Annotated in this window: 21 protein-coding genes; 17 read left to right on the top strand and 4 right to left on the bottom strand. The window is 63.3% G+C overall.

Annotated features, from left to right (window positions below):
* The first annotated feature begins 58 nt into the window (after positions 1 to 58).
* The 6 genes from F8G81_RS11420 (at position 59) to F8G81_RS11395 (ending at position 6,661) form a co-directional block, all read left to right on the top strand.
* A complete protein-coding gene (locus F8G81_RS11420) occupies positions 59 to 1,831 on the top strand; it encodes a dihydroxyacetone kinase family protein (protein ID WP_267279084.1) in 1,773 nt (590 codons plus the stop codon).
* The gene (locus F8G81_RS11415; RefSeq protein ID WP_267279083.1) at positions 1,828 to 2,298 is read left to right on the top strand and encodes a ribose-5-phosphate isomerase; all 471 of its coding nucleotides are present in this window, start codon (positions 1,828 to 1,830) and stop codon (positions 2,296 to 2,298) included. The genes F8G81_RS11420 and F8G81_RS11415 overlap by 4 nt, the downstream gene beginning before the upstream one ends.
* Complete coding sequence (locus tag F8G81_RS11410; protein WP_267279082.1) at positions 2,282 to 3,094, top strand: triose-phosphate isomerase family protein; 813 nt, start codon at positions 2,282 to 2,284, stop codon at positions 3,092 to 3,094. Before F8G81_RS11415 ends, F8G81_RS11410 begins: the two co-directional genes overlap by 17 nt.
* Positions 3,091 to 3,921 carry a sugar phosphate isomerase/epimerase family protein gene (locus F8G81_RS11405; protein ID WP_267279081.1) on the top strand — a complete coding sequence of 277 codons (831 nt, stop codon included), beginning with the start codon at positions 3,091 to 3,093 and terminating at the stop codon, positions 3,919 to 3,921. The genes F8G81_RS11410 and F8G81_RS11405 overlap by 4 nt, the downstream gene beginning before the upstream one ends.
* Position 3,922: 1 nt before the next feature.
* Positions 3,923 to 4,783 carry a phosphogluconate dehydrogenase C-terminal domain-containing protein gene (locus F8G81_RS11400; RefSeq protein WP_267279080.1) on the top strand — a complete coding sequence of 287 codons (861 nt, stop codon included), beginning with the start codon at positions 3,923 to 3,925 and terminating at the stop codon, positions 4,781 to 4,783.
* 99 nt (positions 4,784 to 4,882) lie between these two features.
* On the top strand, positions 4,883 to 6,661 hold the full coding sequence (locus F8G81_RS11395) for a DUF5605 domain-containing protein (protein ID WP_267279079.1): 1,779 nt from the start codon (positions 4,883 to 4,885) through the stop codon (positions 6,659 to 6,661).
* On the opposite strand, the gene F8G81_RS11390 is transcribed toward F8G81_RS11395, so the two are convergent.
* On the bottom strand, positions 6,658 to 7,542 hold the full coding sequence (locus tag F8G81_RS11390) for a formylglycine-generating enzyme family protein (protein ID WP_267279078.1): 885 nt from the start codon (positions 7,540 to 7,542) through the stop codon (positions 6,658 to 6,660). The two genes, F8G81_RS11395 and F8G81_RS11390, sit on opposite strands and share 4 nt — an antisense overlap.
* Positions 7,543 to 7,770: 228 nt before the next feature.
* Here F8G81_RS11390 and F8G81_RS11385 point away from each other — a divergent pair, with 228 nt between their 5' ends.
* From F8G81_RS11385 to F8G81_RS11335, 11 genes are all read left to right on the top strand, one after another.
* Positions 7,771 to 8,349, top strand: a complete 579-nt coding sequence (locus tag F8G81_RS11385; protein WP_267279077.1) for a PadR family transcriptional regulator — start codon at positions 7,771 to 7,773, stop codon at positions 8,347 to 8,349.
* On the top strand, positions 8,346 to 10,163 hold the full coding sequence (locus F8G81_RS11380; protein ID WP_267279076.1) for a sulfatase: 1,818 nt from the start codon (positions 8,346 to 8,348) through the stop codon (positions 10,161 to 10,163). The genes F8G81_RS11385 and F8G81_RS11380 overlap by 4 nt, the downstream gene beginning before the upstream one ends.
* Entirely contained in the window at positions 10,160 to 11,824 is a 1,665-nt protein-coding gene (locus tag F8G81_RS11375) for a sulfatase (RefSeq protein WP_267279075.1), read from the top strand. The genes F8G81_RS11380 and F8G81_RS11375 overlap by 4 nt, the downstream gene beginning before the upstream one ends.
* A gap of 196 nt (positions 11,825 to 12,020) precedes the next feature.
* Entirely contained in the window at positions 12,021 to 13,568 is a 1,548-nt protein-coding gene (locus tag F8G81_RS11370; protein WP_267279074.1) for an ABC transporter substrate-binding protein, read from the top strand.
* A gap of 61 nt (positions 13,569 to 13,629) precedes the next feature.
* Entirely contained in the window at positions 13,630 to 14,571 is a 942-nt protein-coding gene (locus tag F8G81_RS11365; RefSeq protein ID WP_267279073.1) for an ABC transporter permease, read from the top strand.
* Positions 14,568 to 16,367 carry a dipeptide/oligopeptide/nickel ABC transporter permease/ATP-binding protein gene (locus F8G81_RS11360; protein ID WP_267279072.1) on the top strand — a complete coding sequence of 600 codons (1,800 nt, stop codon included), beginning with the start codon at positions 14,568 to 14,570 and terminating at the stop codon, positions 16,365 to 16,367. The genes F8G81_RS11365 and F8G81_RS11360 overlap by 4 nt, the downstream gene beginning before the upstream one ends.
* Positions 16,364 to 17,212, top strand: coding sequence for an ATP-binding cassette domain-containing protein (locus tag F8G81_RS11355; RefSeq protein WP_267279071.1), 849 nt, complete (start codon positions 16,364 to 16,366; stop codon positions 17,210 to 17,212). Before F8G81_RS11360 ends, F8G81_RS11355 begins: the two co-directional genes overlap by 4 nt.
* On the top strand, positions 17,209 to 19,068 hold the full coding sequence (locus F8G81_RS11350; RefSeq protein WP_267279070.1) for a glycoside hydrolase family 3 protein: 1,860 nt from the start codon (positions 17,209 to 17,211) through the stop codon (positions 19,066 to 19,068). The genes F8G81_RS11355 and F8G81_RS11350 overlap by 4 nt, the downstream gene beginning before the upstream one ends.
* On the top strand, positions 19,069 to 19,698 hold the full coding sequence (locus tag F8G81_RS11345; RefSeq protein ID WP_267279069.1) for a TetR/AcrR family transcriptional regulator: 630 nt from the start codon (positions 19,069 to 19,071) through the stop codon (positions 19,696 to 19,698).
* Between the two features lie 13 nt (positions 19,699 to 19,711).
* Positions 19,712 to 21,376 carry a sulfatase gene (locus F8G81_RS11340; RefSeq protein WP_267279068.1) on the top strand — a complete coding sequence of 555 codons (1,665 nt, stop codon included), beginning with the start codon at positions 19,712 to 19,714 and terminating at the stop codon, positions 21,374 to 21,376.
* A gap of 12 nt (positions 21,377 to 21,388) precedes the next feature.
* Positions 21,389 to 22,897: a sulfatase gene (locus F8G81_RS11335; protein WP_267279067.1), complete on the top strand. Its 1,509-nt coding sequence runs from the start codon at positions 21,389 to 21,391 to the stop codon at positions 22,895 to 22,897.
* A gap of 104 nt (positions 22,898 to 23,001) precedes the next feature.
* On the opposite strand, the gene F8G81_RS11330 is transcribed toward F8G81_RS11335, so the two are convergent.
* The 3 genes from F8G81_RS11330 to F8G81_RS11320 form a co-directional block, all read right to left on the bottom strand.
* The gene (locus tag F8G81_RS11330; RefSeq protein ID WP_267279066.1) at positions 23,002 to 23,790 is read right to left on the bottom strand and encodes a hypothetical protein; all 789 of its coding nucleotides are present in this window, start codon (positions 23,788 to 23,790) and stop codon (positions 23,002 to 23,004) included.
* Positions 23,787 to 24,890 carry a Gfo/Idh/MocA family protein gene (locus F8G81_RS11325; RefSeq protein WP_267279065.1) on the bottom strand — a complete coding sequence of 368 codons (1,104 nt, stop codon included), beginning with the start codon at positions 24,888 to 24,890 and terminating at the stop codon, positions 23,787 to 23,789. The genes F8G81_RS11330 and F8G81_RS11325 overlap by 4 nt, the downstream gene beginning before the upstream one ends.
* Positions 24,891 to 25,068: 178 nt before the next feature.
* Positions 25,069 to 25,914, bottom strand: a complete 846-nt coding sequence (locus tag F8G81_RS11320) for an ATP-binding cassette domain-containing protein (protein WP_267279064.1) — start codon at positions 25,912 to 25,914, stop codon at positions 25,069 to 25,071.

The following is a 25,914-nucleotide window of genomic DNA, read 5'->3' as shown; positions in this document are numbered from 1 at the left end:
ATCCAAACCACCCGGTGGCCGAGCCACCGGAGCGAGCAATAACTCCAGGAGCTTTCCCATGACCCGCCTGTTCAACGAACCCGCAGCCTTTGCTGACGAGATGATCGAGGGCTTTGTCGCCTCCCATGGCCGCTGGGTCAAGCGCGTTTCCGGCGGCGTGGTCCGCAACACCAGGAGCACGCCGGACACGGTGGCACTGGTGATCGGCGGCGGCTCCGGCCACTACCCGGCCTTCGCCGGGCTGGTAGGCCAGGGCCTGGCGCATGGCGCCGCCATGGGAAACCTCTTCGCCTCCCCGTCCGCGCAGCAGGTTTACAACGTGGCCAAGGCGGCCAACAACGGCGGCGGCGTACTCCTGGGTTATGGCAACTACGCCGGCGACGTCCTGCATTTCACCCAGGCCCAGGACCGCCTCCGCAAGGAAGGCATCGACTGCCACAGCATCGCCGTCACCGACGACGTCTCCTCCGCCCCGCTCGCCGAGCGCGCCAAACGCCGGGGCATCGCCGGGGACCTCACCGTCTTCAAGGTGGCCGCTGCCGCCGCGGAAGCCGGCTACTCGCTGGACGCCACGGTGGAGATCGCCGAACGCGCCAACGACCGTACCCGCTCCTTCGGTGTCGCCTTCACCGGCTGCACCCTGCCGGGCGCCGGCCACCCGCTCTTCTCCGTCCCGGAGGGGCGGATGGCAGTGGGCATGGGCATCCACGGCGAACCCGGCATCGGTGAGGCAGACATCCCGACGGCGGATGAGCTCGCCGAACTGCTGGTCGCCAAGCTCCTCACCGAAGTCCCCGAGGGCGTCGCGTCCCCGCGCGACACCAACAAACGCGCCCGCGTGGTCCCCATCCTCAACGGCCTCGGCAGCGTCAAGTACGAGGAACTCTTTGTGGTCTACCGCCGCGTCGCCCAGCTCCTGGCCGAAGCCGGTCTGGAAGCCGTGGACCCGCAGGTGGGCGAACTTGTCACCAGCTTCGACATGGCAGGCACCTCCCTCACGCTCTTCTGGCTCGACGACGAACTCGAGACCCTCTGGAACGCGCCCGCCGACGCGCCCGCGTTCCGCCGCGGCGCCGTTAGTGCCGAAGCCCTGGAAGCAGGTGTTGCCGACCTTAGCGAAGCCGAGGTCTCCATCCCGGATGCCACCGACGAGTCCCGCGCCAGTGCCGTCCGCGTCCTCGCGGCCCTCGGTGCCGCCAAAGCCGTGGTGGACGCAAACGCCGACGAACTGGGCCGGATCGATGCGATCGCCGGCGACGGTGACCACGGCATCGGTATGGAACGCGGCGTCCGCGCCGCCGTCGAAGCCGCTACGGACGCCGTCGCACGCGGCGCCGGTGCCGCCACCACCCTGCACTTCGCGGCTGACGCCTGGGCCGACAAAGCCGGCGGCACATCCGGCGCCCTCTGGGGCATGGCCCTGAGGGCTGTCGGAGATGCGGTAGGAGACAGCCAAGCGCCCGACGCCGGTGCTGTCGCCGCCGGTGTCGCCGGCGCAGCGGCAGCGATCATGGACTTCGGCAAAGCCAAACCCGGTGACAAAACCCTGGTGGACGTCCTGGTCCCGTTCCGCGATGCCCTGGCATCCGGCGTCGGGGCCGGCATGCCCCTCACCGCTGCCTGGGGCGCCGCCGCCGCCACCGCCGAGCAGGCCGCCGAAGACACCGCCCAACTGCTGCCCCTCATGGGCCGCGCCCGCCCGCACGCCGAGAAGAGCCTGGGCACCCCGGACGCGGGCGCCGTGTCCATGGCCCTGATCATCCGAGCCATCCACAACACGCTCACGGACTCGAAAGCCACCGAGCGGACCCCCATTAAGGAGAAAGCATGAGCGCCAAACTGCGCCTGATCGTTGGAGCCGACGACGCCGGTTTCGAGTACAAGGAAGCCCTGAAGGCTGACCTGGAAGCCTCCGACCTGGTCGAATCCGTGACCGACGTCGGGGTGGACGCCACCAGCCACACCCCCTACCCGTCCGTAGCCATCGCAGCCGCCGAACTCATCGCCGCCGGCAAGGCCGACCGCGCCCTGCTGGTTTGCGGTACCGGCCTTGGCGTGGCCATCGCAGCCAACAAGGTCCCAGGCGTCCGCGCAGTCACCGCCCACGACTCCTTCTCGGTGGAACGCTCCGTCCTGAGCAACAACGCCCAGGTCCTCACGTTCGGACAGCGCGTCGTTGGCCTCGAACTGGCCCGTCGGCTCGCCAAGGAATGGCTCACCTACACCTTCGACGAAAGCTCTGCATCGGCCCAGAAAGTCACCCTGATTAAGGACTATGAAGGTGTCACTTCCTGCTAACCCCGCCGCACAACCGAAGGCCATCATCGGCGTCAGCCTGAAGATGTACTTCGGCTACCAGCGCTCCGTGGACTACTGCCGCGACGTTGCCGCCATCGCCTTCGCACACCCGGCGGTCCAGAGCGGTGACATAGAACTCTTCGTCCTGCCCACCCTGCCCGCCTTGCCCCAGGCCACCCGGGTCCTGGATGCAGCGGGAGCAGCCGCCGGCGCCCAGGACATCTTCTGGGAAGACGAAGGCGCGTTCACCGGTGAAGTGGGCGGCAAGACCGTGGCTGAACTCGGCGGACGCTACGCCGAAGTGGGCCACGCCGAACGCCGCCGCATCTTCGGCGAGGACGAAACGATCATCGGGCTCAAGACGGCCGCTGCCTACCGCAACGGCCTCACCCCCATCCTGTGCGTGGGGGAACTGCACCAGGGATCCGTGGAAGAGGCGGTCACCCGGTGCTCCGCGGAAATCGACGCCGCCCTCAACCGCGCCCAGTCGCTGGGACCCGCCAGCCGGACCATCGTGGCCTACGAGCCGCAGTGGGCCATCGGTGCACCGGAACCGGCAACACCGGATTACATCAGCGCCGTCATCACCGGGCTGGACGCGCACCTGCGCGCCCTGCCCGGCCAGGCGGACAGCCGCGTCATTTACGGCGGCAGCGCCGGCCCCGGCCTCATCACCAAACTGGACTCCGCCGTCGCCGGTCTGTTCCTGGGCCGCTTCGCGCATGATCCGAAAGCGCTGAAGACCATCCTGGACGAAACGGCTGCCCGGCTTGCCGCGACGGAGGTGACGGTATGAGCTCCCCCACCACCAACCGGACGGGCCAGGGCTCACGGATCGGTTTGAGCAGCTACGCGTTCTTCTGGCAGCTCTCGGACAAGGTTTCCGAACCGCTCAGCATCCACCAGGCGCTCGAGCGGACCGCGGAACTGGGCGTGGACCTCTTCCAGGTCTGCGACTACGCCCCGCTGGAGGCCATGACGGAATCCGAACTGGAAGCCATCCGGGCCAGCGCGGACCGGCTGGGCGTCTCATTGGAGCTCGGCACCAAAGGCATCCGCCCGGAGCACCTGCGGAACTTCCTGCGCATCGCCCGCATCCTGGGTTCGCCCCTGCTGCGGACCATGTTCAACGTCCCCGGACACACCCCCACCGCGGAGGAAGCCGTGGCGATCTTCACAGACGTCCTGCCTGATTTCGAGGCCGCCGCCGTGAAAATCGCGGTGGAAACCTACGAGCAGGTGCCCACCTCCCGGATCCTGGACGTGATCCGCGCAGTTGACAGCCCCTACCTGGGCATCTGCAGCGACCCGGCCAACACGGTCGCGTCGCTGGAAATGCCGCGCGAGGTGATTGACGCCGTCGGCCCCTACGTCCTGAACATGCACATCAAGGACTTCGCGTTCAGCCGCAAGGACGGGTGGGTCGGATTTACCTATGCCGGCGCACCGCTCGGCGAAGGCCTGCTCGACTACGACTACATGGTCAGCAAGTTCCAGCCCCACCAAAGAAATATCAACCAGATCGTCGAACACTGGCTGCCGTGGCAGGACTCCGAGGCGGAAACCATCCGGCTCGAAAACCAGTGGACCCAACACAGCATCGAATTCCTAAGGAGCAAGTGAAATGTCAGCAGAAAAATTGACCGTCGCCGTCATCGGAGCCGGAGGCAAAATGGGAATGCGCGTTTCCCGGAACCTCCAGAAGAGCGCCCACACCGTCTTCTACTCCGAGAACTCCCCCGCCGGCCAGGAACGCATCCAGGCCGAAGGCCGAACCATTACCTCCACCGACGAGGCCGTCAAGGGCGCCGACGTGGTGATCCTCGCCGTCCCGGACACCGTCCTTGGCATCGTCTCCGAAGGTGTTGTTCCGCAGATGAAGGCCGGCGCAATCCTGCTCACCCTGGACCCCGCCGCCGCCTACGCGGGCCTGCTGGCCAAGCGCGACGACGTCGTCCAGGCAGTTGCGCACCCCTGCCACCCGTCCGTGTTCCTGGAGCGCACCACCAAGGAAGAATGGGCCGACACCTTCGGCGGCGAAGGTGCCCCGCAGAACGTGGTTGCGGCCATCGACGAAGACGCCCCGGAGGCGACCAAGGCAGCTGCCGAGGCCACCATCCGCGTCATCTACGCCCCCGTCATCGACGTGCACTGGGTCACCGTGAAGCAGCTCGCCATCCTCGAGCCCACCCTGGTGGAAACCGTGGCCTGCATGATCGGCACCCTCCTCAACGAGGCGCTGCACGAGACCGTGCACACCGCCGGCGTCCCCGAGGAAGCGGCCAAGGCCATGCTTTTCGGCCACGTCCAGATCGCCCTCACCAACGCGCTGCGCGGCTCCAACCCGTTCTCGGAGGCCTGCGAAATCGCCATCCAGTACGGCAAGGACACCATCATTAAGGACGACTGGAAGAAGATCTTCGACGACTCCGAGCTGGACAGCGTTATCGCCAAGATGCTCAAGCTGGACGCCGTCAAAGGCTAACCCCTGCGAAAGCCCGGTGCGCGGCTTGGACCGTGCGCCGGGCTATCCGTGCTTGTAGTCTGGCTTCCAACCCGGCCCCCAACCCGCTTAGAGGACCACATGATGCTAACTCCGGAGAGTCCCCTCAGCGATGTCCTTGCAAACCGGGCCGCTCGGGCAATGATCCAGAACTACCTGCCCGGCATCCTCAACTCCCCCATGCTGCCTCAGCTCAAGGGGCTGCCGGTGGGCATGGTCATCGGCCTGAACGCCGAGCTCAGCAGTCGGACTGATGAGCTCGACAAGCTGTGGGAACGGCTGGCCGCTGTTCCGGAAGCGGCCACGGGCCAGTCCCCGTCAAGCGTCCGGGAAAAGCCCCGGGCAGATTACGAACCCGGGTCCGTGGCCCCCGGGTCCGCTTCGTTCCGCCATGCCGGGGGCGCCGCCTGCTGGGATATGTTCGAAGTGGTCATTGATGGGCCGGAGCACGGCAACCCCTTCACGGAGGTGGAGCTGACCGCAGCCTTTGTCCACACGGATTCCACCGGCGCCGCTTCCTCAACGGACGTTGCTGCACATCGGGTCGGTGGCTTCTATGACGGCGACGGGCTCTACAAAGTCCGGTTCATGCCCGACAAAGCCGGAGACTGGACCTTCCGGACCAGCTCGAATGCCCGATCCCTGGACGGGCTCGAAGGCCGCTTCCACTGCTCCGCTCCCAACCCCGGCAACCATGGACCGGTCAGGGTGGCTGACCAATTCCATTTCGCACACGCTGACGGCCGCCGCTACCGTCCGATCGGCACCACCGCCTACGCCTGGACGCACCAGCCGGCAGAGGTGCAGGAGCGCACACTCCAGACACTGGCCGGGTCCCCTTTCAACAAAATCAGAATGTGCGTGTTCCCCAAGTCCTACCTGTTCAACACCAATGAGCCGGACCTGTTTCCTTACGAGCGCACGGCCGACGGCTGGGATTTCGCCCGGTTCAACCCTGCGTTCTTCCGGCACCTCGAAGGCCGGATCAAGCAGCTGGCCGGGCTGGGCATCGAAGCGGACCTCATCCTGTTCCACGCCTATGACCGATGGGGCTTTTCAGACATGGGCGCCTCCGCGGACGATCTCTTCGTCAGCTACGTTGTCCGGCGGCTGGCCGCCTTCGGCAACGTGTGGTGGTCCCTCGCGAATGAATACGACCTCCTCCGTACCAAGAGCATGGACGACTGGGAGCGCATGGCGGAAGTCATCACTACCAATGACCCGGCCAGCCACCTTCTGTCCATCCACAACTGCTTCGGCTTTTACGACTACACCAAACCTTGGATAACCCACGCGAGCACGCAGCGGATTGATGTCTACCGCACAGCCGAGAATACTGACCAGTGGCGGGAAGCCTGGGGCAAACCCGTGGTGATCGATGAATGCGCCTACGAGGGCGACATTGACCAGGGCTGGGGAAACATCACCGGCGAAGAGATGGTGCGCCGCTTCTGGGAAGGGGCGGTACGCGGCGGCTACGTGGGGCACGGTGAGACGTACCTGAATGAGACCGAGGAATTGTGGTGGTCCAAGGGCGGAAACCTGGTGGGAAGCAGCCCGGCACGGATCGCGTTCCTGGCCGGGATTCTCGCCCAGGCTCCCGACGGCGTGCTGGACCCTCTGCCCAGTGACTGGGACGCTCCCCGCGGCGGCGTGCCCGGCGTCCTCGAACTGATCTACTTCGGATTTAACCGCCCCAGCTACCGGACCATCATGCTGCCGCCGGACACGGTGTGCACTGTGGACGTCATCGACACCTGGAACATGACAATCGAGCGCCTGGACGGGCAGCGGAGCGGCATTTTCCGTGTGGAGCTTCCCGCAAGGCAATACATGGCCATCCGGTTGAATATGGTCTAGCCACCCGGTTCGTCGAGGCACACGGTCCGGAATCCGCAGTTCCCGCTGGAGGATTCCGGCGTGTTCGCTGTACGGGCGGCCACCCGGTACCTGTTGCAGTAGGAGTCGTGGCAAAGGTAGGATCCGCCTCGCATGACACGTCCAGCGCCGATGGTGGGACCCTGCGGGTTATCGACGGGTGAATTTCGATAGTACTTAGGCAGGAACCAGTCGGAGCACCACTCCCAGACATTTCCCGCAGTCTCATAGAGGCCAAACCCGTTCGGAGCGAACGACTTCACCGGCGCAGTCCCCAGGAACCCGTCCTCGGCTGTATTCTTGCCAGGAAACGTGCCCTGCCAGATGTTGCAGCGGTGCTCGCCGCCCGGCGTCAGCTCGTCACCCCACGCGTATCGCTTCCCGGACAGTCCTCCCCGTGCCGCGTACTCCCATTCCGCTTCGGTAGGAAGCCTCCGCTGAGCCCATGAACAATATGCCAAGGCGTCATTGTGGGAGACGTGGACCACCGGATGATCCGCAGCGTCGCTCCAGTGGGAGTTGGCGCCAGCCGGGTGCGCCCAGTCCGCCCCGCGGACGTTAAGCCACCATGGCGCTCTTTCGGCTGCTCCGAGCACATCCTTTGGTGGCGCCTTCAGCAGCAGGTGGAACACTGCGGAAGTTCCGTACCTCTCCGCCTCTGTGCGATAGCTGCTCGCCGCCACGAACTTGGCGAACATTCTGTTCGTCACTGACGTCGTATCCATGCGGACCGCCGGAACCCGGACCTCATGAACCGGCACTTCACCGTCTGATGGATACCCCTCGCCGAAGGCATCGCCCATCTGGAATGAGCCCCCGGGCAGCAGTACGTCGTCATGGAATGCGAAACCGACGTCGGTCATCGGCTGACGCTGTTCACTGACGGCAGCGGCCCTGGAGGGGGCGCAGCAGCCGGATTGTTCAGCGCGGTCTGATGGCTCCATATTGCCTCCGGGATTAGGGCTGTACCCCTGTGACTTTACCAAAACCATTCCACAAGTGCTATTGCCTAACCATTCCAATTGTGTCATCGTCTACTCAACGTATGAGGGAAAGCTGTGGGGATGCCGGCTTGCGAGGAAGGTCATGCAATGAAGCTCGAGCACATTCTTTTGGGCGTTCTGCTCGAACATCCGAGCACCGGATATGACCTGAAAAAATTCCTGGACAACAGGGGACGATTCATGCGGTCCAATACCCAGATGAGCCAGGTCTACCGGTCGCTGGGGCTGATGGAGTCACAAGGACTGGTCACCCATACCGTGGAACGCAGGCCCGGGGCGCAGGACGCCAAAAAATACAGCGTTACTGATAAAGGTGCCGCGGTCTTCCTCGACTGGTTGACGGGACCGTATAGTCCACCAACCCGCTTTCAGGACCCGGAACTTAACGTTCGCCTCAGCTTCGCCGGGTTTATGGGCCGGGACCAGCTGGGTGCCTTGCTCGACGTCGAAATCCATCACCGGCAGGACGAGATCCGCCGCTACCGGGACCGGGACCGGCATGAAGATTGGCACCCATCCATCCCCTTCGACGAGGAACTGGCCGAGTCTGTCAAGGAATGGCTCCACCTGAAGGGTTCTGCCGCAATGGATGCCCACGTCGCTGCACTCACCGAACTCCGCGAGGAAATCCTCGGACTTCCGCTTCCAATGAAAGGAACCCGATGAGGGCCATTATCCTGATGTTCGACAGCCTCAACCGGCATATGCTTCCACCTTATGGCGACACCATAATTGATGCCCCAAATTTCGCCCGGCTGGCCGAGAAAGCTGTCACCTTTGACAACTTCTATGCCGGGTCCATGCCCTGCATGCCGGCCCGGCGCGAAATGCACACCGGCCGCTACAACTTCCTGCACCGCAGCTGGGGCCCGCTCGAACCGTTCGACGATTCCATGCCCGAAATACTGGGACAGGCAGGAATCCACACGCACTTGGTTTCAGACCACCCGCACTACTGGGAAGACGGCGGCGGCACGTACCACACCCGATACACCACATGGGAATTCCTCCGCGGACAGGAAGGCGACCCGTGGAAAGGGGTAGTTACCCCCCAGGGCAGCGTCGGTACTGCCTTGACCCGGATGAGGCGGCAGGATGCCATCAACCGCAGCTACATGCCAACCGAGGCCGAACACCCACAGACAAGATCGGTCAACGCCGGGATCGAATTCATCGAGACGAACAGCGCGGCAGACGAGTGGATGCTCCAGCTTGAGCTCTTCGATCCACACGAACCCTTCTTCACCCACCACTCCTTCAAGGCAAAGTACGTCCACGAGTACTCGGGGCCGGAATTCGACTGGCCCGGGTACCAAAAGGTGGCCGAGCCCCAGGAGCAGGTTGACCACGCCCGCTACGAATACGCCGCCCTGGTGTCAATGTGCGACAAGTCCCTGGGCCGCGTCCTGGATGCGATGGACAAGTACGACATGTGGAAGGACACCATGCTGCTTGTGAACACCGACCACGGCTTCCTCCTGGGCGAGCATGGCTGGTGGGCGAAATCTCTCATGCCGTGGTTCAACGAACTGGTGCATCTGCCAATGTTCCTGTGGGACCCAAGGACTGCGGAACGGGGCACGCGCCGGGGCGCCCTAACGCAAACCATTGACATCGCACCTACCCTGCTGCGTTTCTTCGGGCTCGAGGCCACCCCGGACATGCAGGGCCGGGACCTCGCCGCCGTACTCCGCGACGATGCAGACGTCCATAAAGGCGTGCTGTTCGGCATCCACGGCGGGCACGTCAATGTCACGGACGGCAGGTATGTCTACATGCGCGCTGCCACCGAAGCCGGCAACGCGCCGCTGGAGGACTTCACGCTGATGCCAACGCATATGCGCTCCCGTTTTACGGTGAATGAACTCGCCGCCTGGGAGCCTGCCGAACCGTTTTCCTTCACCAAGGGTCTTCGCAGCATGAAAATGCAGGCCAAGTCGCTGATGAATCCATGGATCCACGGAACGCTGCTGTTCGATCTGGAGGCCGACCCAGGTCAGAACAACCCCATCATCGACGACGAGGCGGAGCTGCGGATGCTCCGCCTGCTGGCCGAAATGATGCACGAATCTGACGCGCCGCCGAGCCAGTTTGTCCGCCTGGGCATCCCCTTCGATGCCGTCCCGGACACGAATCATTTGCTGGTCGGCAAGCAGGCTGCCCGCTCGGCGGTAGCGCTGGAACCGTTGCCTCCCTTGTCGGACTTTCCCCATGGTGGTGCCGTGCTGAACATCCCCATCCTGGAACTCCGCCAGGACCCCCGGTGCGAGGCCATTCTTGCCAAGCACCTTCCGCAGCTGGTAGCCACCGAACTGATCAATATCCGTGCTCAGCTCAGCCTCCACCAGATGGCCAGGGTCACGCCAATATCAGGTGCTGTGCTCACCCAGTTGGCAGAGGACCTTGAAGGCCTGGAAGATATTGGCGCCGACAGCCGGGCGCCCGCCGTCAACACCTTGGCCTGGAGCGCAGAAACATGACGCGTCCCAACATCCTATGGATTTCGACCCATGACATCAGCCCCCATCTCGGCGCCTATGCAGGTGTGTACCCTGGAGCTGAGTACGCAATAACACCGAATCTGGACCGCCTCGCCGACGAAGGCATGCGCTTCGATCATGCCTTTGCTGCCGCCCCCATCTGTGCACCCTCCCGTTCGGCCATCATGACCGGTTGCTTTCCGACCGCGACCGGCACGATGCACATGCGAACAAAGGCAGTACCGCCGCCGGAAGTACGGCTTTTCAGCGAGTACTTCCGGGAGGCCGGCTACTACGTCACTAACAACTCGTTCACGGATTTCCAGGTCAAAACCCCGCCCAGCGCGTTCGATGACTGCAGCGCCACTGCACATTGGCGGAACCGCCCGGACGCCAAGACGCCGTTTTTCGCTACGTTCCACGGGCTGATCACTCACGAGTCACAGATATACCTCGACGACGGCGCTTTCGCCGCACGCACCAGCCACGTCCGCCCCGTGGACAGGCATGATCCCGCCACGGCTCCCCTGCCTCCCTACTACCCGGACACCGAGGTTTTCCGCCGGTCCTGGGCGCGGTACAGCGACCTCATCACGGAGATGGACCACTGGGTCGGAACCATCCTTGCCGAACTGGAGGAGGACGGGCTGGCGGAAAACACGATTGTTGTGTTCTGGAGTGACCACGGCCCTGGCATGCCACGCGCCAAGCGCTGGATCAATGATTCAGGGCTTCGCGAGCCGCTCATCATGAAATGGCCTGGCCGCATTGCAACCGGAAGCGTCAACCCCAACGTTGCCCACCTCATGGACCTCGCGCCGACCATGCTGCAGCTATGCGGGCTGGACATCCCGCCTCACATGCATGCCAAGCCCTTGCTCAACCCTGACGGCAACATTATCGACTCGCCCAACACTTACGCCTTTGCCGGCCTGGACCGGATGGGTGAACTGGAGGACATGTCCCGCTCAGCGCGCGACAGCCGCTACCGCTACATCCGCCACTACCATCCTGACCGTGGACCGATGCAGCATTGCGACTACCCTGACGGGCTGGCCACCTGGCGCGAGCTGAGGCAACTCGCCTCCGCCGAGGCCGGGCAGCGCGCGACGGGCATGCAGCGCACTCTGCTCAGTCCCTTACAGCGCCGTCTCGTGGCGCCCGTGAAACCCCGCGAGGAATTGTTCGACCTCAGTGAAGATCCGCATGAAACGACGAATCTCGCCGAAGATCCCGCCTGTTCCGCGGTCTTGGGAAGATTCCGCTCGGCGGTGGACAACTGGCAGGCCACCTACGGTGACCTGGGCTTTATTCCCGAAGACGACCTGGCCGAACAGTGGCGCCCATCTGGCATCCAACCCGTCACAGCGCCGCCAGCTGTCCACATGAAAGACGGGGCCATCACGGCCGGCTCCTCTACTGACGGCGCGTGCGTGGTGTGGACGGCGGACCCGCCTGCACCCGAAGGAGCGGGGATGGCGACGGCCACCAGGCCGCGGCTGGCCGAGGAGACAGGTGCGCCACCTTCGGATGGACGCGCCTGGTACATCCTCTGTGAGGCGACTCCGGCGCCGCCCGACGCCGCGCTCTGGTTCAAGGCTTCCCGGCTCGGATACGCCGACAGCAACGAGATTCATTTCGCCCCAATAGCGGCAAGTTAGGATCTGCCTCGCAATCAGGCCGCGCTCTCAAACATGAACTCCATTTACCTTTGAATCACCACACGGTGCTTCAAATGGGCAGCTTACAGCCCGAATATCAAAAGCCGTTGCGCTAAATACTTAACGTAGTTTAGTATGTGATCCAAGGCACAGAACCATCCGGCCCCCCTACCACAATGGAGTTTTAGGAAGAGACATGATGAGGACTAGAAGCCGACTTCTCTCGACAGTGGTGACCGCAGTCGTCGCATCCCTGGCATTCACCGCATGCGGCGGCAGTACCCCGGAATCCACAACCACCCAGCAGGGGCCGGAAACCGCGCCCCTGCTGCGAATCGGCTCATTGCAGGAGCCGCAGAGTTATGACCCCGCGCAGGCCAACGAAGGACACCAGGCCCCTATCTACCAGGCCGTGTACGACACGCTTATCAAGCGGGAGCCGGATGGCAGCCTCAGCCCGATGCTGGCCACGTCCTGGGAGCCAAGCGACGGCAACACCACCTACACCCTGAAGCTGCGCGACGACGTGAAGTTCAGCGACGGTACGGCCTTTGACTCCGCCGCAGTCAAGGCGAACCTTGAGCACTTCACGAAGGCCAATGGTCCCCTGGCCGGAACGGCACGCAGCGTCCAGTCGGTCGAAACCCCAGACGCCACTACCGCCGTGATCCGGCTGTCCGAACCTGATCCCGGCCTTCCTTACTCCCTGGCCAACGCGGCAGGCTATATCGCAAGCCCCAGCGCTGTTGGCACTGAGGCGATTAAGACCAAGCCGGTGGGATCGGGTCCGTACACTTTGGACTCCGCCAACACCGTGTCCGGTTCGAAGATCACCTATGTCCGCAACGCCGATTACTGGGGTGACAAGCTTCCCTTCGACAAGGTTGAGTTCCAGGTCCTGACCGATGAGACTGCCCGTCTCAATGCACTGAAGTCCGGCCAGATCGATGCCGCCGTCCTCAACCGTGCGGCCACGGCCGTCGAAGCTGAAGGTGCGGGACTTCAGCACAAGCCCAACGAGGTGAACTGGGAGGGCATCTTCTTCTTTGACCGCAATGGAACCAAACTGCCGGAACTCGCCGACGTGCGGGTACGGGAAGCCCTGACGCTCGCCATCGACCGGGAAGCACTCCTCCAGGCCGTCCACCTCGGAAAAGGCACGCTGACCAGTCAGACCTTCCGGCCCGGCACTGAGGGCTATGATGAGGCCCTTGACGGCAAGTACACTTACAATCCCGACCGTGCCCGTGAGCTCCTCAAGGAAGCCGGTGCGGAGAACCTGACGTTCACCTTCCCGATCAGCCCGGTCTTCGATCCGTCGATCTACGATTCGATCATCCAGAACTGGCAGGATGTCGGGGTAACGGTGAACCGGCACCAGTGGGGCCCTGGCCAGGCAATCCCGTCCATGCTCCGCGCAGAATACCCCATCGCTTACATGGCCCTCAGCCAGCGTGATGATTGGCGGCACACCATCTTCCAGCTCGCACCCAGCGCCCCCTGGAACCCCTTCAAGGTTGAGGACCCTGAACTGAAAGGGTTTATCCAGAAGGCGCAGTCAGGCGACGAGGCTGAGCAGAAGGAAGCAGCCAAGTCGATCAACAACTTCATCGTGGACAACTACTGGTTCAGCCCGCTCTACCGGCTGCAGTCCCACTTCTACTTCACCGGCTCCGTCGACGTGGAGCCGCAGACGGAACAGGCCGTGCCGTCCATCTATAACTACAGGCCCACCGGCAAGTAGCAGTCAGCGCGTGCCGGGGCTTCGGCCCCGGCACGGTGACTACCGGACATAGGAGTCCCTCGTGACTATTTTTCTGCTGCGGCGTCTGCTCTCCGCCGTCGTCCTGCTCGTGGCCGTGTCTTTCCTGGCCTATGTGCTTCTTTACCCCACCGCAGGGGATATTTCCCGGAACATCCTGGGCGAGAACGCCACGGAGGAACAGGTTGCTCTGAAGAACCAGGAGCTCGGCCTTGACCAGCCCCTCCTGGTCCAATATTTCGCCTGGTTCACCAAGGCTATTTCCGGAAACCTTGGGATTTCCTACTTCAGCAGCCAGCCAGTGTGGGACACGCTCATGATCCGGCTCCCGGTTACCCTGAGCCTGGTGGTCGTGGTTACCCTGCTGACCGGAATCCTGGCGTTCGCGGCCGGCATCTGGGCCGCGGTGCGCAAAGGCTGGGTTGACCGCACCCTGCAGATCCTTGCCACCCTGGGGGATGCCCTTCCCTCGTTCATCGTGGCGCTGTTCCTGGTCACCTACTTCGCCATCCAGCAGAAAATCTTCCCGGCAACGGGCTACATACCACTGACTGAGTCACCAGCGGGCTGGGCAAGAACCATCACCCTGCCCGTGATCGCCCTCGCGATCGGGGGTGTGGCAGGCGTGGCTCAGCAGGTCCGTTCCGCTACCCTGGGGGTGCTTCGGAACGACTATATCCGGACCGTTCGCAGCCGTGGGCTGTCGGAGCGCCGGATCATCCTGACGTCCGTCCTGCGCAATGCCTCCACGAACGGCCTCACCAGCCTGGCAGTGCAGGTAGTGGGAATCCTCGGCGGCGCGGTCGTCATTGAAGCAGTTTTTGCGCTCCCCGGACTTGGCTCGCTCGCCGTCGAGGCAACCAGCCGCACTGACTTGCCCCTCATCGTCGGAGTGATCCTCGCCGTCGTGCTCATCGTCGTCATCGTCAATCTGGTCGTCGACGTCCTCGTCGCCTGGCTCAACCCGAAAGTGCGCCTGTCATGACTCTTGCGACAGAAGTCCCCACCGACGTCGAACCCGTCGTCGCCCGCTCTGGCCTGATTCGGCGCTTTGTCCGCAACCCCCTCGGACTGCTCTCCGCCCTGTTGCTCCTGGCCGTCATCACCATCGCCATCGTGGTGCCATTCCTCGGGCTGCCTGACCCCAACGGCGTAAACCTTCGCGAATCCGCGCTCCCCCCGGGGCCCGCACACCCACTGGGCACCGACGCCTCGGGCCGGGACATCTTCAGCCGCATCATGTGGGGCAGTCAGGTCATCCTTATCGGTGCGGGTATTGCCCTGGCCGTGGCAATGGTCACCGGCGTCACAACGGGACTGCTGGCAGGCTACTACGGCGGCTGGTTCGACAGCGCCGCGTCCTGGGTCAACAACCTGAACATGGCACTTCCCGGCATCGTGGTCCTGCTCGCAGTACGCGCCGTCGTTGGACCTTCCGTCTACATTGCCATGGCTGTCTTCGGCGTTCTCCTGGCGCCCGCGTTCTACCGGGTGGTCCGCGGAGCGGTGCAGGCGGTCCGTAATGAGCTGTACGTTGACGCCGCCCGCGTCTCCGGCCTGAGTGATGCCAGGATCATCGCCCGCCACATCCTCACCGTGGTGAGGGCACCGGTCATCATCCAGGCCGCCCGTGTGGCCAGCATCGCCATCGCCATCCAGGCAGGACTGGAGTTCCTCGGCGTCACGGACCCCGCTGTTCCGTCCTGGGGCAACATGCTCAATGAAGGCTTCCGCAGGATCGCCCTCAGCCCGGGACTGATCCTCTGGCCCAGCCTCGCCATCGGCTTGGTCTCCATGGCACTCATTCTTTTCGGCAACGCCCTGCGCGACGCCCTGGAAGACCGCAGCCACGGCATGACCCGCGCCGTCCGGCTCCCGGCCAAAAGCACTGCAGCAACCGCCGCCACGGCGGCACCCGCACCTGCTCACCCGGAAAACGCGCTCCTCTCCGTCCAGAACCTCAAAGTCGCCTACGGCACCGGCGGCGAAAAGGAAGTGGTCCACGGAGTCACCCTCCACGTCGCACCCGGCGAAGTACTGGGTCTGGTCGGCGAATCCGGATCAGGCAAGACCCAGACAGCATTCGCGATCCTCGGCCTCCTGCCCGAAGGCGGACGCGTCTCGGAAGGTTCCATTCTCTTCGACGGCAAAGAACTCACCACCCTCGGAAACAAGGAACGCACCGCCCTGCGCGGCACCGACATCGCCTACATCCCCCAGGAGCCCATGAGCAACCTGGACCCCTCCTTCCGTATCGGATACCAGCTCACCGTCCCCTTGCGGACAAAACTCGGGCTCTCCAAACAGGACGCCACCAAACGTGCCCTTGAACTGCTGGCCAGGGTCGGCATCACCGACCCGGAAAAAACCTTCAAATCCTACCCCCACGAAATATCCGGCGGCATGGCCCAGCGCGTCCTCATTGCCGGCGCCGTCTCCTGCAACCCCCGCCTGCTCATCGCTGATGAGCCCACCACAGCCCTGGACGTCACCGTTCAGGCCGAAGTCCTGGACCTGCTCCGGGACCTCCAGCGCGAAACCGGGATGGCGGTGATTATGGTCACCCACAACTTCGGCGTCGTAGCCGACATCTGCGACCGCGTGGCCGTGATGCAGGCCGGGCGCCTCGTGGAAGTGGACACCGTGGAGAAAATCCTCACCTCACCGTCACAGGCCTACACCCAGAAACTCCTGGACTCCATGCTCGAGGACGCCCCCGCCCGCCCCTACCCCTTCGACGACGACCTTCCGTCGCCCATCACGCCAAGGAGTAACCCATGACGAACCCGAACCGGCTACTGGAAGTCGAGAAGCTCGCCGTGGAATACCCCGGCCACGGCCGCAAACCTCCTTTCAAAGCTCTGGAGGACATTTCCTTCGCCATCCGCCAGGGCGAAACCCTGGGCCTCGTCGGGGAATCCGGCTCCGGCAAAACCACCATCGGCAGGGCGATCCTTGGCCTGGTCAAACCCTCCGCAGGGCGCATCCTGTTCGACGGCAAAGACATCACCCACGCCGGCCGCCGGGAACGGCGTGCCCTCAGCCGTGACATCCAGGTGGTGTTCCAGGACCCTTACACGTCCCTGAATCCGTCGATGACAGTGGAAGACATCCTCTCCGAGCCGCTCACCATCCAGGGCACCAGCAAAAAAGACGCCCTCGAACGCGTCCGCGGGCTCCTGGACCGGGTCCACCTGCCCGCAAACTCCGGCGGCCGGCTCCCCCGTGAGTTTTCCGGCGGACAGCGGCAACGCATCGCCATCGCCCGCGCCATCGCCGTCAAGCCACGCCTCATCGTCTGCGATGAACCCGTCTCCGCCCTGGACCTCACCACCCAGGCCACCGTCCTGGACCTCTTGGTCGAAATCCAGGAAGCGACCAAAGTGGCCTACCTCTTCGTCTCCCACGACCTCAGCGTCATCCGCCACATCAGCCACAACGTCATCGTCCTGTACAAAGGACACATCGTTGAACACGGCCGCGCGGCGCAGGTCACCTCCCAACCCGTCCACCCCTACACGCAAAGGCTGTTCATGTCCGCTCCAGTTCCCCACCCCGCCCAGCAACGCGAACGCCGCGAAGCACGCCGCCAGCTGGTCACCGCAACCGCGGAGCAGGCAGCATGAGTGTGGATCTTGAGCCCGAATTCCAGCGCACTCCGGAGGGTACTGTCTTTCGGGACCTCAACGGGAACGGTGTTATGGACCCGTACGAGAATCCCGGACTGCCCGTAGCCGAGCGGGTGGAGGATCTCCTGGGCAGACTTTCCCTCGAGGAAAAAGTGGGACTGATGTTCCAAACAGTGGTCAGCGCCGCCGAGAACGGAAAGCTCGGATACGAGACCCCCCGGCCAAGCCAGGCCACTGTTCAGCAAGTCGTCGCCGACAAGTACATCAATCACCTCAATCTCCACTTCGTGCCCGAGCCAAAACTCGCAGCCCGTTGGGTGAACGAACTGCAGCGCATGGCCACCAGCTCCAGCCCGCACGGGATCCCGGTGACACTGTCCACCGACCCCCGTCACTCCTTCATCGAAAACTGGGGCGCATCCTTCACCGCCGCGTACTTCTCCGCGTGGCCCGAGCCACTCGGCCTCGCCGCCGTGAGGGACGAACAGCTGGTCCGCGAATTCGCAGCCATCGCCAGAGCCGAATACACCGCGATCGGTATCCGTGCCGCCCTCCACCCCACCCTCGACCTCGCCACCGAACCCCGGTGGGCACGCCAATACAGCACCTTCGGCCAGGACAAGGACCTTGTCGCCCGCCTCGCCCTGGCCTACCTGGAGGGATTCGAAGACCAGCCTTTGGGCGCCGGCAGCGTCGCCTGCATGGCCAAACACTTCCCCGGCGGCGGCCCGCAACGGGACGGCGAAGACCCACACTTCCCCTATGGACGCGAACAGGTCTACCCCGGCGGCATGTTCGAGCATCACCTTGAGCCCTTTAAGCGCATCATCGCCCACGGCGTCACGGCCATCATGCCCTACTACGGCATGCCCATAGGCCTGGAGCTGGACGGCGAACCTGTTGAAGAAGTCGGTTTCGGGTACAACCGGCAGATCATCACCGGACTCCTGCGGGAAAAACTGGGCTACGACGGCGTCGTGTGCACCGACTGGGGCTTGGTCACCGAATCCCGTCTCTTTGGACGCCAACTCCCGCCGCGCGCCTGGGGCGTTGAACACCTCTCCGAAACGGAACGCGTCCTGAAGATCATCGAAGCCGGCTGCGACCAGTTCGGCGGTGAAGAATCCCCCGAACTCGTGGTAGCGCTGGTCCGCGACGGCCGGCTGAGCGAAGCGCGGATCGACACTTCGGTCCGCCGGCTGTTGAAGGTGAAGTTCGAACTGGGTTTGTTCGACAACCCGTACATCGACGAAATCCAAGCTGAAGAACGGACCGGCCTGCCCGAATATGTGGCGGCGGGCCAGCGGGCCCAGGCCCGCTCCGTGACCGTCCTGAAGAACGAAATAAGCGACGGCTCGGCGCTCTTGCCGCTGGCGTCAGGTCTCCGCGTATTTTCTGACGGGCTAAGCCCGGACGTACTTACCGAAGCCGGTCTCATCCCAGCCGCCGATCCCGCCGACGCTGATGTGGCAATTGTTCGGGTAGCGGCACCCTTTGAATTCCGCGACACCTACATGCTGGAAGCCAGCTTCCACGCAGGAAGCCTGGAATTCGACAGCGAGACCACTAACAGAGTCCAGCAGCTGGCTGCGGTGCTCCCGGTCATTCTGGTTCCTCATCTGGACCGCCCCGCAGTTTTGACCCCGCTGGAACCGCACTGTGCCGCCATCGCCGCCGTCTACGGCGCATCCGACATCGCCGTCCTTCAGGCACTCACCGGAATTGTCCCGCCCGAAGGCCGCCTGCCGTTCCAGCTCCCCCGCTCGGAGGCAGCCGTGATAGCCTCCCGACCTGACGTTCCCGGAGACACAAAGGACCCGCTGTACGAGTGCGGGTTCGGATTGGAGCTTTAAATGGCCGCAAACACCGAAGTGCCGCCGCGGAGGCGAGGAACCTACGCGAAAGGCAGGGCCGCACGGGAATTAATCCTTGAAACAGCTCTGGAAGTCATCAGCAAAAAGGGTTACACCGCCACTTCGCTTCGCGACATCGCAGATCAGGCGGGCATGACCCAGGCCGGGCTGCTCCACCACTTCGACACCAAGGAGAACCTCCTGGCCGAGGTGCTTAGAAAACGTGACGAAGTGGACAGGCAGCATTTCAGCCCAGCCGACATCACTCAACTTCCGCTGATTATCCAGCTTGCACATCACAACATGGAGGTCCCTGGCCTCGTGCAGCTGTACGTCAGCCTCCAGGCAGCGGCCGTTAACCCTGAGCATCCCTGCCATGACTATTTCCGTGACCGGGATCTGGTGGTCCACGCCCGGATAACCCGGGACATCGAAAAGCGCCAAAAGGCCGGGACGTTCAGCCCCGACGCTGACCCTAAGGTGATCTCCCGTATGCTTTTGGCGCTCTCCGACGGGCTGCAGGCGGAATGGGCCATCAACCCTGCCGTGGACCTGGCTGGGACGCTGGATGCTTTCTGGAACAGCTATGTCCGCACGAGCCCGACTGTTCCGGCCGTCGCCGAGGGATGAAGTGCCCGGTGCCATGAAGGCAGACAAAGAGCTTTTATTGAAATCACCGAACATCGTCTGGATCTCCACACATGACATAAATCCAGACCTGGGGTGCTATCGGGGGGTTTGGCCAGGAGCAGAATACGCCACGACACCGAACCTCGACCGGCTCGCCGCTGAGGGTGCCCGGTTTGACAACGCTTTTGCGTCCGCTCCTGTCTGTGCCCCGGCTCGTTCTGCGATCATGACCGGTTGCTTTCCTACGGCCATCGGCACAATGCACATGCGCACCAAAGCGGTGCCGCCGCCGGAGGTCCGGCTTCTGCCCGAGTACTTCAGACAAGCCGGGTACTACTGCACCAACAACAGCTTCACGGACTTCCAGGTGGTCACACCTCCCACGACGTTCGATGACTGCAGCAGCACCGCACACTGGCGCAACCGTCCCGATCCAGAGACCCCGTTCTTTGCCGCCTTCCACGGCATGGTCACCCACGAGTCACGGATCTACCTGGATGAGGAGGCCTTCGCGGAGACCACCCGAAACGTGGGATCGGGAGCCAGGCATAACCCCAATGAAGCACCGTTGCCGCCTTACTACCCGGACACTCCTGTGTTCAGGCGCGCATGGGCAAGGTACAGCGACCTCATCACTGAGATGGACCACTGGGTTGGGGACATTTTGGCCCAGCTGGAAGAGGACGGCCTGGCCGAATCCACCATCGTGGTGTTCTGGAGCGATCACGGCCGCGGCATGCCCCGGGCCAAACGATGGCCGAACGAAGCCGGGCTACGGGAACCGCTAATCGTCCGGTGGCCCGGCGCGATTCCTCCGGAGACAGTCCGGACGGAGCTCGTCCACACAATGGACCTCGCCCCCACCATGCTCAAGGCTTGCGGCCTTCCCATCCCTGCGCATATGCATGGCATTCCCCTCTTTAACGGCAACGGGGAATTCTCCGGGCAGCAGAACGACTTTGTATTTGGCAGCAGGGACCGCATGGACGAGGCCGAGGACATGTCCCGGACCGTCAGGGACGCCCGCCACCGATATATCCGGCACTACCACCCGGACCGTTCAGGAATGCAGCACACCCAGTACCCGGATCACCTGGAAACGTGGGCCGAATTCCGGGAGTTGGCCGCCGAGGAGGCCAACCAGCTGGGCAGCGGCACGCTGCCAAACCGGCTAACGGAACTCCAACGCAGCGTCGTGGCGGCTGGACGACCTCAGGAAGAGTTGTACGACCTCATTGCGGATCCGCATGAGACGGTCAACCTGGCTGAGGACCCTGCCCACGGTGCCGCAATGCAACAGCTTCGGTCTGCACTCGCGGACTGGCAGGACCGTTATGGAGACCTGGGGCTGGTGCCTGAACGTAAATTGATCGAACAATGGAGGCCCGGGGGAAGGCTCCGCCCCACGGACGTCCCCGATGTATCGCTGACCTCGGGGGGCTTAGAAGCCAAATGCTCCACGGCAGGGGCATCAATCGGGTGGACGTTCGACCCGCCCGGCGACGGGATGAAAGCTGGCAGCCCGTTGGAGCAGGTTAGCGGAGCTCCGCAGAATGATGGACGCCAATGGAACCTGTACACCGGTCCCGTTACCGCAGAAGAAGGAACCAGACTGTGGGTCCGCGCCTGGCGCCTTGGCTTTGAACCAAGCGATGAGGTCGCCATCACGATCAACTGAGAAAGGAAGAAAATGTCGAAGACGAACATCATCTTCATTATGTCCGACGACCATGCCGCGCATGCCATCTCGGCGTACGGGAGCCGCGTAAACTCGACCCCACATCTGGACCGCATCGCCGAGGGCGGCATGCGCCTGGACTCGGTGTACTGCACGAACTCGATCTGCAGCCCGTCGCGGGCGAGCATCCTCACCGGTACCTACAGCCACATCAATGGCGTCTCGTCGATCTGGACCGAGATGGATTATCGGGTCCCCACGTTCGTGGACGTGCTGCACGCGGACGGATACAAGACCGCCCTGTTCGGGAAGTGGCATCTCGGAGAGCACGGAAAAGCCCTGCCTCGGGGGTTTGATGCATGGAAGATCTTTCCCGGGCAGGGCGACTACGTCGATCCGGAAATGCTCGATGAGAACGGCAGCGCGACCATGCCCGGATACGCCACAGACATCGTCACTGACCTCTCCATCGACTGGCTGGACGGCCTGAGCGGCGAGGAACCGTTCTGCATGCTTGTCCATCACAAGGCACCGCACCGCCCATGGATTCCCGACGAGAAGCACAAGCACCTCTACGCGGACGGGCAGATCCCGGAGCCGGAAACGTTCCTGGACGATTACGCCACCCGCAGCCAGGCCGTGCGCGGCGTACATATGACCATCGCGGACGATATGGGTGCTGACGACCTCAAGACAGAGGTCCCGGAGGAACTGCGAGGGCCCGGGAACCGGGAAGCGCGGATGCGGTGGAAGTACCAGATCTACATGCGCGACTATCTGCAATGCGTTCAGTCCATCGATGACAACGTGGGCCGCCTGCTGGACCACCTCGAGCAGCGCGGACTCGCCGAGAACACGTTGGTGGTCTACACCTCGGACCAGGGGTTCTTCCTCGGGGACCACGGCTGGTTCGATAAGCGGCTGATGTTTGATCAATCCCTGCAGATGCCCATGCTGATGAGGTGGCCTGCCGAAATCCAGCCCGGCAGCCGCTGTGAGGCAATCATCACCAACGTCGATTTCGCTGCCACGTTCCTGGACATCTGCGGCATCAGTGCCACTGACGCGCTTCCGACGTCGCAGGGCCGCAGCTTCCGACCGCTCCTGCGTGGGGAGCAGGTCGACGATTGGCCGGATGCCGCTTACTACCGGTACTGGGAACACGACGACCCCATCCATGCGGCACCCGGTCACTACGGCATCCGCACCACGGACTACAAGCTCATCCACTACTACGGCGCAGGTCTCGGCGTCCCCGGCGCCTCGGAGCGTGAGTTCGACGCCGAGTGGGAACTGTACGACCTCCGTAACGATCCCGCAGAGGTCCGCAACGTAGCTGACGATCCCGCTTACGCAGACATCCGTACCGAACTGGAACAGAAGCTCGCCGAGTACCAGCGCCACTACCGGGACGAGCCCTACGCCGGGCCCGGCACTCCGCATCCGGAGTGGGGTCCCCACGATGCCGGGACACTCGAGCGCGTCGAAAAGTACGCCCAAGCCCTCCGGGCATCCAGTTAAGCCACCCCACCGCAGGTATCCTTCCATCGAACTCGATGGCGGCCGCAGGGTTTGGATTCGTTAGGGCCGATCCCACACACAACGACTCGCACCGGGCATGATGTTCACGCGTGCACGACCGACGCGGCCTTGGTAAGCCTGGCGAAGTCCTGGGCATCCGTCCCTTCCGAGAGTTTCCTGGTGGCGCGTCGCCAGGTGGAGCGGTGGGCTGACTCGTACTCCATTGGCAGGAGCACTTCCCCCTCGGGTGTCGTCACATAAACTTCAGCCGGCGCTGCCGTATCAGGCCCGGGAATAGAAGCCGTCAGGCTCTCCTCCACCGTCAAAAGCCGGACCCGGAGGTTCGGGCCGACGGCGGTGGTGACCACTGCCGAGACGGTCACGGGAGCGCCGCTAGCGAGCTTGCCGGCAAACTGATAGCCACGGTCGTCGGCATGGATACAGCGAAGGGAGTTGGCAGGCAGTGCGCCTTCTCCAACAATTTCGGTCACAGCTGTTAGCTGGTCCAGTAAAACCTGATTCAGGTCCACTCCTGGCGGAACAACGAGCCTGGATTCCAGGAGCACCGCCGGGGAGACCAGCCGGCCTGCTGCTTCAGCGGCCTTTTGGACTGCGGGATTAGACGCAAAAGCCCAATCAAACAGTATTCGGGAGGAAGACTTAGGGGCAGGATCGGACTCCAGTGTTGGTGAAATTATGATTGCTGCCCGGGCACCGTCGTCGAGAGCCTTCTGGGCCTTCTGCATCCAGGCGGTGCCACTTCCATCAATGGCCACAATGTCAGGTTGTGAAATGGTGTGGGCCAGGGAAACGGGGAGCGAAGCGACGACGCTGTCTACGGCCCCGGACTTGCGTGCTGCTTCGTCTGCTCCGACAGTGAAGGGGACGTTCATGCGTGGGCCTCCTCAGGCTGTAGCGCCGGGACCATCCCGGCTGTGGCAACCGCTGCGGCGGCGTCGGCTATCTTGATCGCGAAGCTCAGATCCTCGATCAGGGTTTTGGCTGCGGGAGCGCTGGCGGTGCCAGCGATGATGTCCGCAATGTGCCGCCACTCACCCTCATAGCCGTTGTAGGTAAATGGTCCCGCGACCAGCTTCCGGCATTCGGCAGTGTATTCCGCCACCGCGGAACCGGCCTGCACGTATGACGGCGTGAAGGTGACCTTCAACGCCGACTCAGGTCCGTAAGCTTCGAGCGTCCAATCGGGCTTCCAGGACTTGTTGATGGAGGCCAACAATTCGATCGTGCGGCCACCGGACCTCAGAGTGATCGAGTAGCCGAAAGGCTTGGCGATTGCGGCATGCAGTACTTTAAGGTCATCGAAGCGGGGCACGAAGCGGCGGACAAGCGGCAGATCATGAATGGCAAGACCGAGCACCATGCCCTCAAAACGGGCTTTGACGACGGAAGGGTCGCTGTAATCAGGCGTCGGCATGACGGGACGGGTGATTACCTCGGTTGAGAAGTCCTCAAAACGGGCGTTCGGAGGCAAGACGATTGATGATCGTATGTAATGCGCCGTTTCGGGGAGGTCTCCCCAGATTTTCTCTGCTTCGAGCCAGCCAGGGTCGAAGGTGTGCATGGCGCCGACGATGACCGGTACCCCCGTTTCCGCTGAAACCTCGGATATGTCCGCCGCCTCTGCAGCTGAGACTGCAAAAGGCTTCTCGCACAGCACAGCCTTCTTTCCGGCACGGCAAGCGGCAATGACCTGTTCCGCATGGAACTTATGGGGGCTGCAAATGGCTACAACTTCAACGGAATCATCCGCCAGCAAATCGTCGACGGCGGAAGAGGAACGGGCACCCACCCGCGCGGCAACCGACTCTGCAACTGACTGATTGACATCCATGACGTGGCTCACCCGGAACAGGTCGGTCAGACGGGCAAGGCTGGGCAGGTGGATCGCCTGGGTTACTGGCCCGGCACCCAGGAATCCAACTCCGATACGTCGGTCTTTGCCGGTCAAGGGGATCTTTGAGTTTATGTTCATCTTCAAGCCTGTCTGCTTTTAGGGTCCGGCACGCTGGCCCGGACGGAGACGGATGGGAAAGCTGCTGTGAGGTCTTGGCGGGATACAGGAGCAGATTCTGGAGTCTGGCTGGAAGGGCCGGACATAGCTGCGGTCTGTCGCCGTACCAGACCGAAGCATTCGGTCGCAAGCTCCACGCTCATGCTGCCTGCCCGGCAGTGCCAGCGAGCTGGCGGCGCGTTTCCCGCCGTTCCCTCTGCTGGGCAGGGTTGGGCACCGGAGCGGATGTGAAAAGTTTTTGGGTATAGGGGTGGACGGGTTGGGACGTGACCTGCGCCGCGCGGCCGTGTTCAACGATGTGTCCTTTGTACAGGACGATGACGTTGTGGCTGATGTGGCGGATGACGCTGAGGTCGTGGGAGACGAAGAGGTAGGCCACTTTGGTCGCTTCCTGGATCTCGACCAAGAGGTCCAGGACGGTGGCCTGGGTGGTGAGGTCCAGGGCGGAGACGGGTTCGTCGCAGACGATGAGGCGTGGCTTGACGGCGATGGCGCGGGCGATGGCGATGCGTTGCCGCTGTCCGCCGGAAAACTCACGGGGAAGCCGGCCACCTGAGTTGGCCGGAAGGTGGACCCGGTCCAGGAGCCCGCGGACCCGGTCCAGGGCATCCTTCTTGGCGATCCCTTGGATGGTGAGGGGTTCGCAGAGTATGTCTTCGACCGTCATCGATGGGTTCAGGGAGGTGTAGGGGTCCTGGAACACCACCTGGATGTCCCGACTCAGGGCACGCCGGTCGTGGCGGCTGGCGTGGGTGATGTCCTTGCCGTCGAAGAGGATCCGTCCGCCTGTGGGTTTGACCAGGCCAAGGATCGCCCTGCCAATCGTGGTTTTTCCCGAACCGGATTCGCCCACCAGGCCAAGGGTCTCGCCCTGGCGGATGGCGAAGGAAATGTCCTCCAGAGCTTTGAAAGGAGGTTTGCGGCCATGGCCGGGGTATTCCACGGCGAGCTTCTCGACTTCCAGTAGCCGGTTGGTGTGGGGCAT

Origin of the sequence: Arthrobacter sp. CDRTa11 (assembly GCF_026427775.1) — a bacterium.
GTDB lineage: Bacteria > Actinomycetota > Actinomycetes > Actinomycetales > Micrococcaceae > Arthrobacter.
Note: the sequence above shows the minus strand (reverse complement) of the source record. Positions and strands in the feature narration are given on the sequence as shown.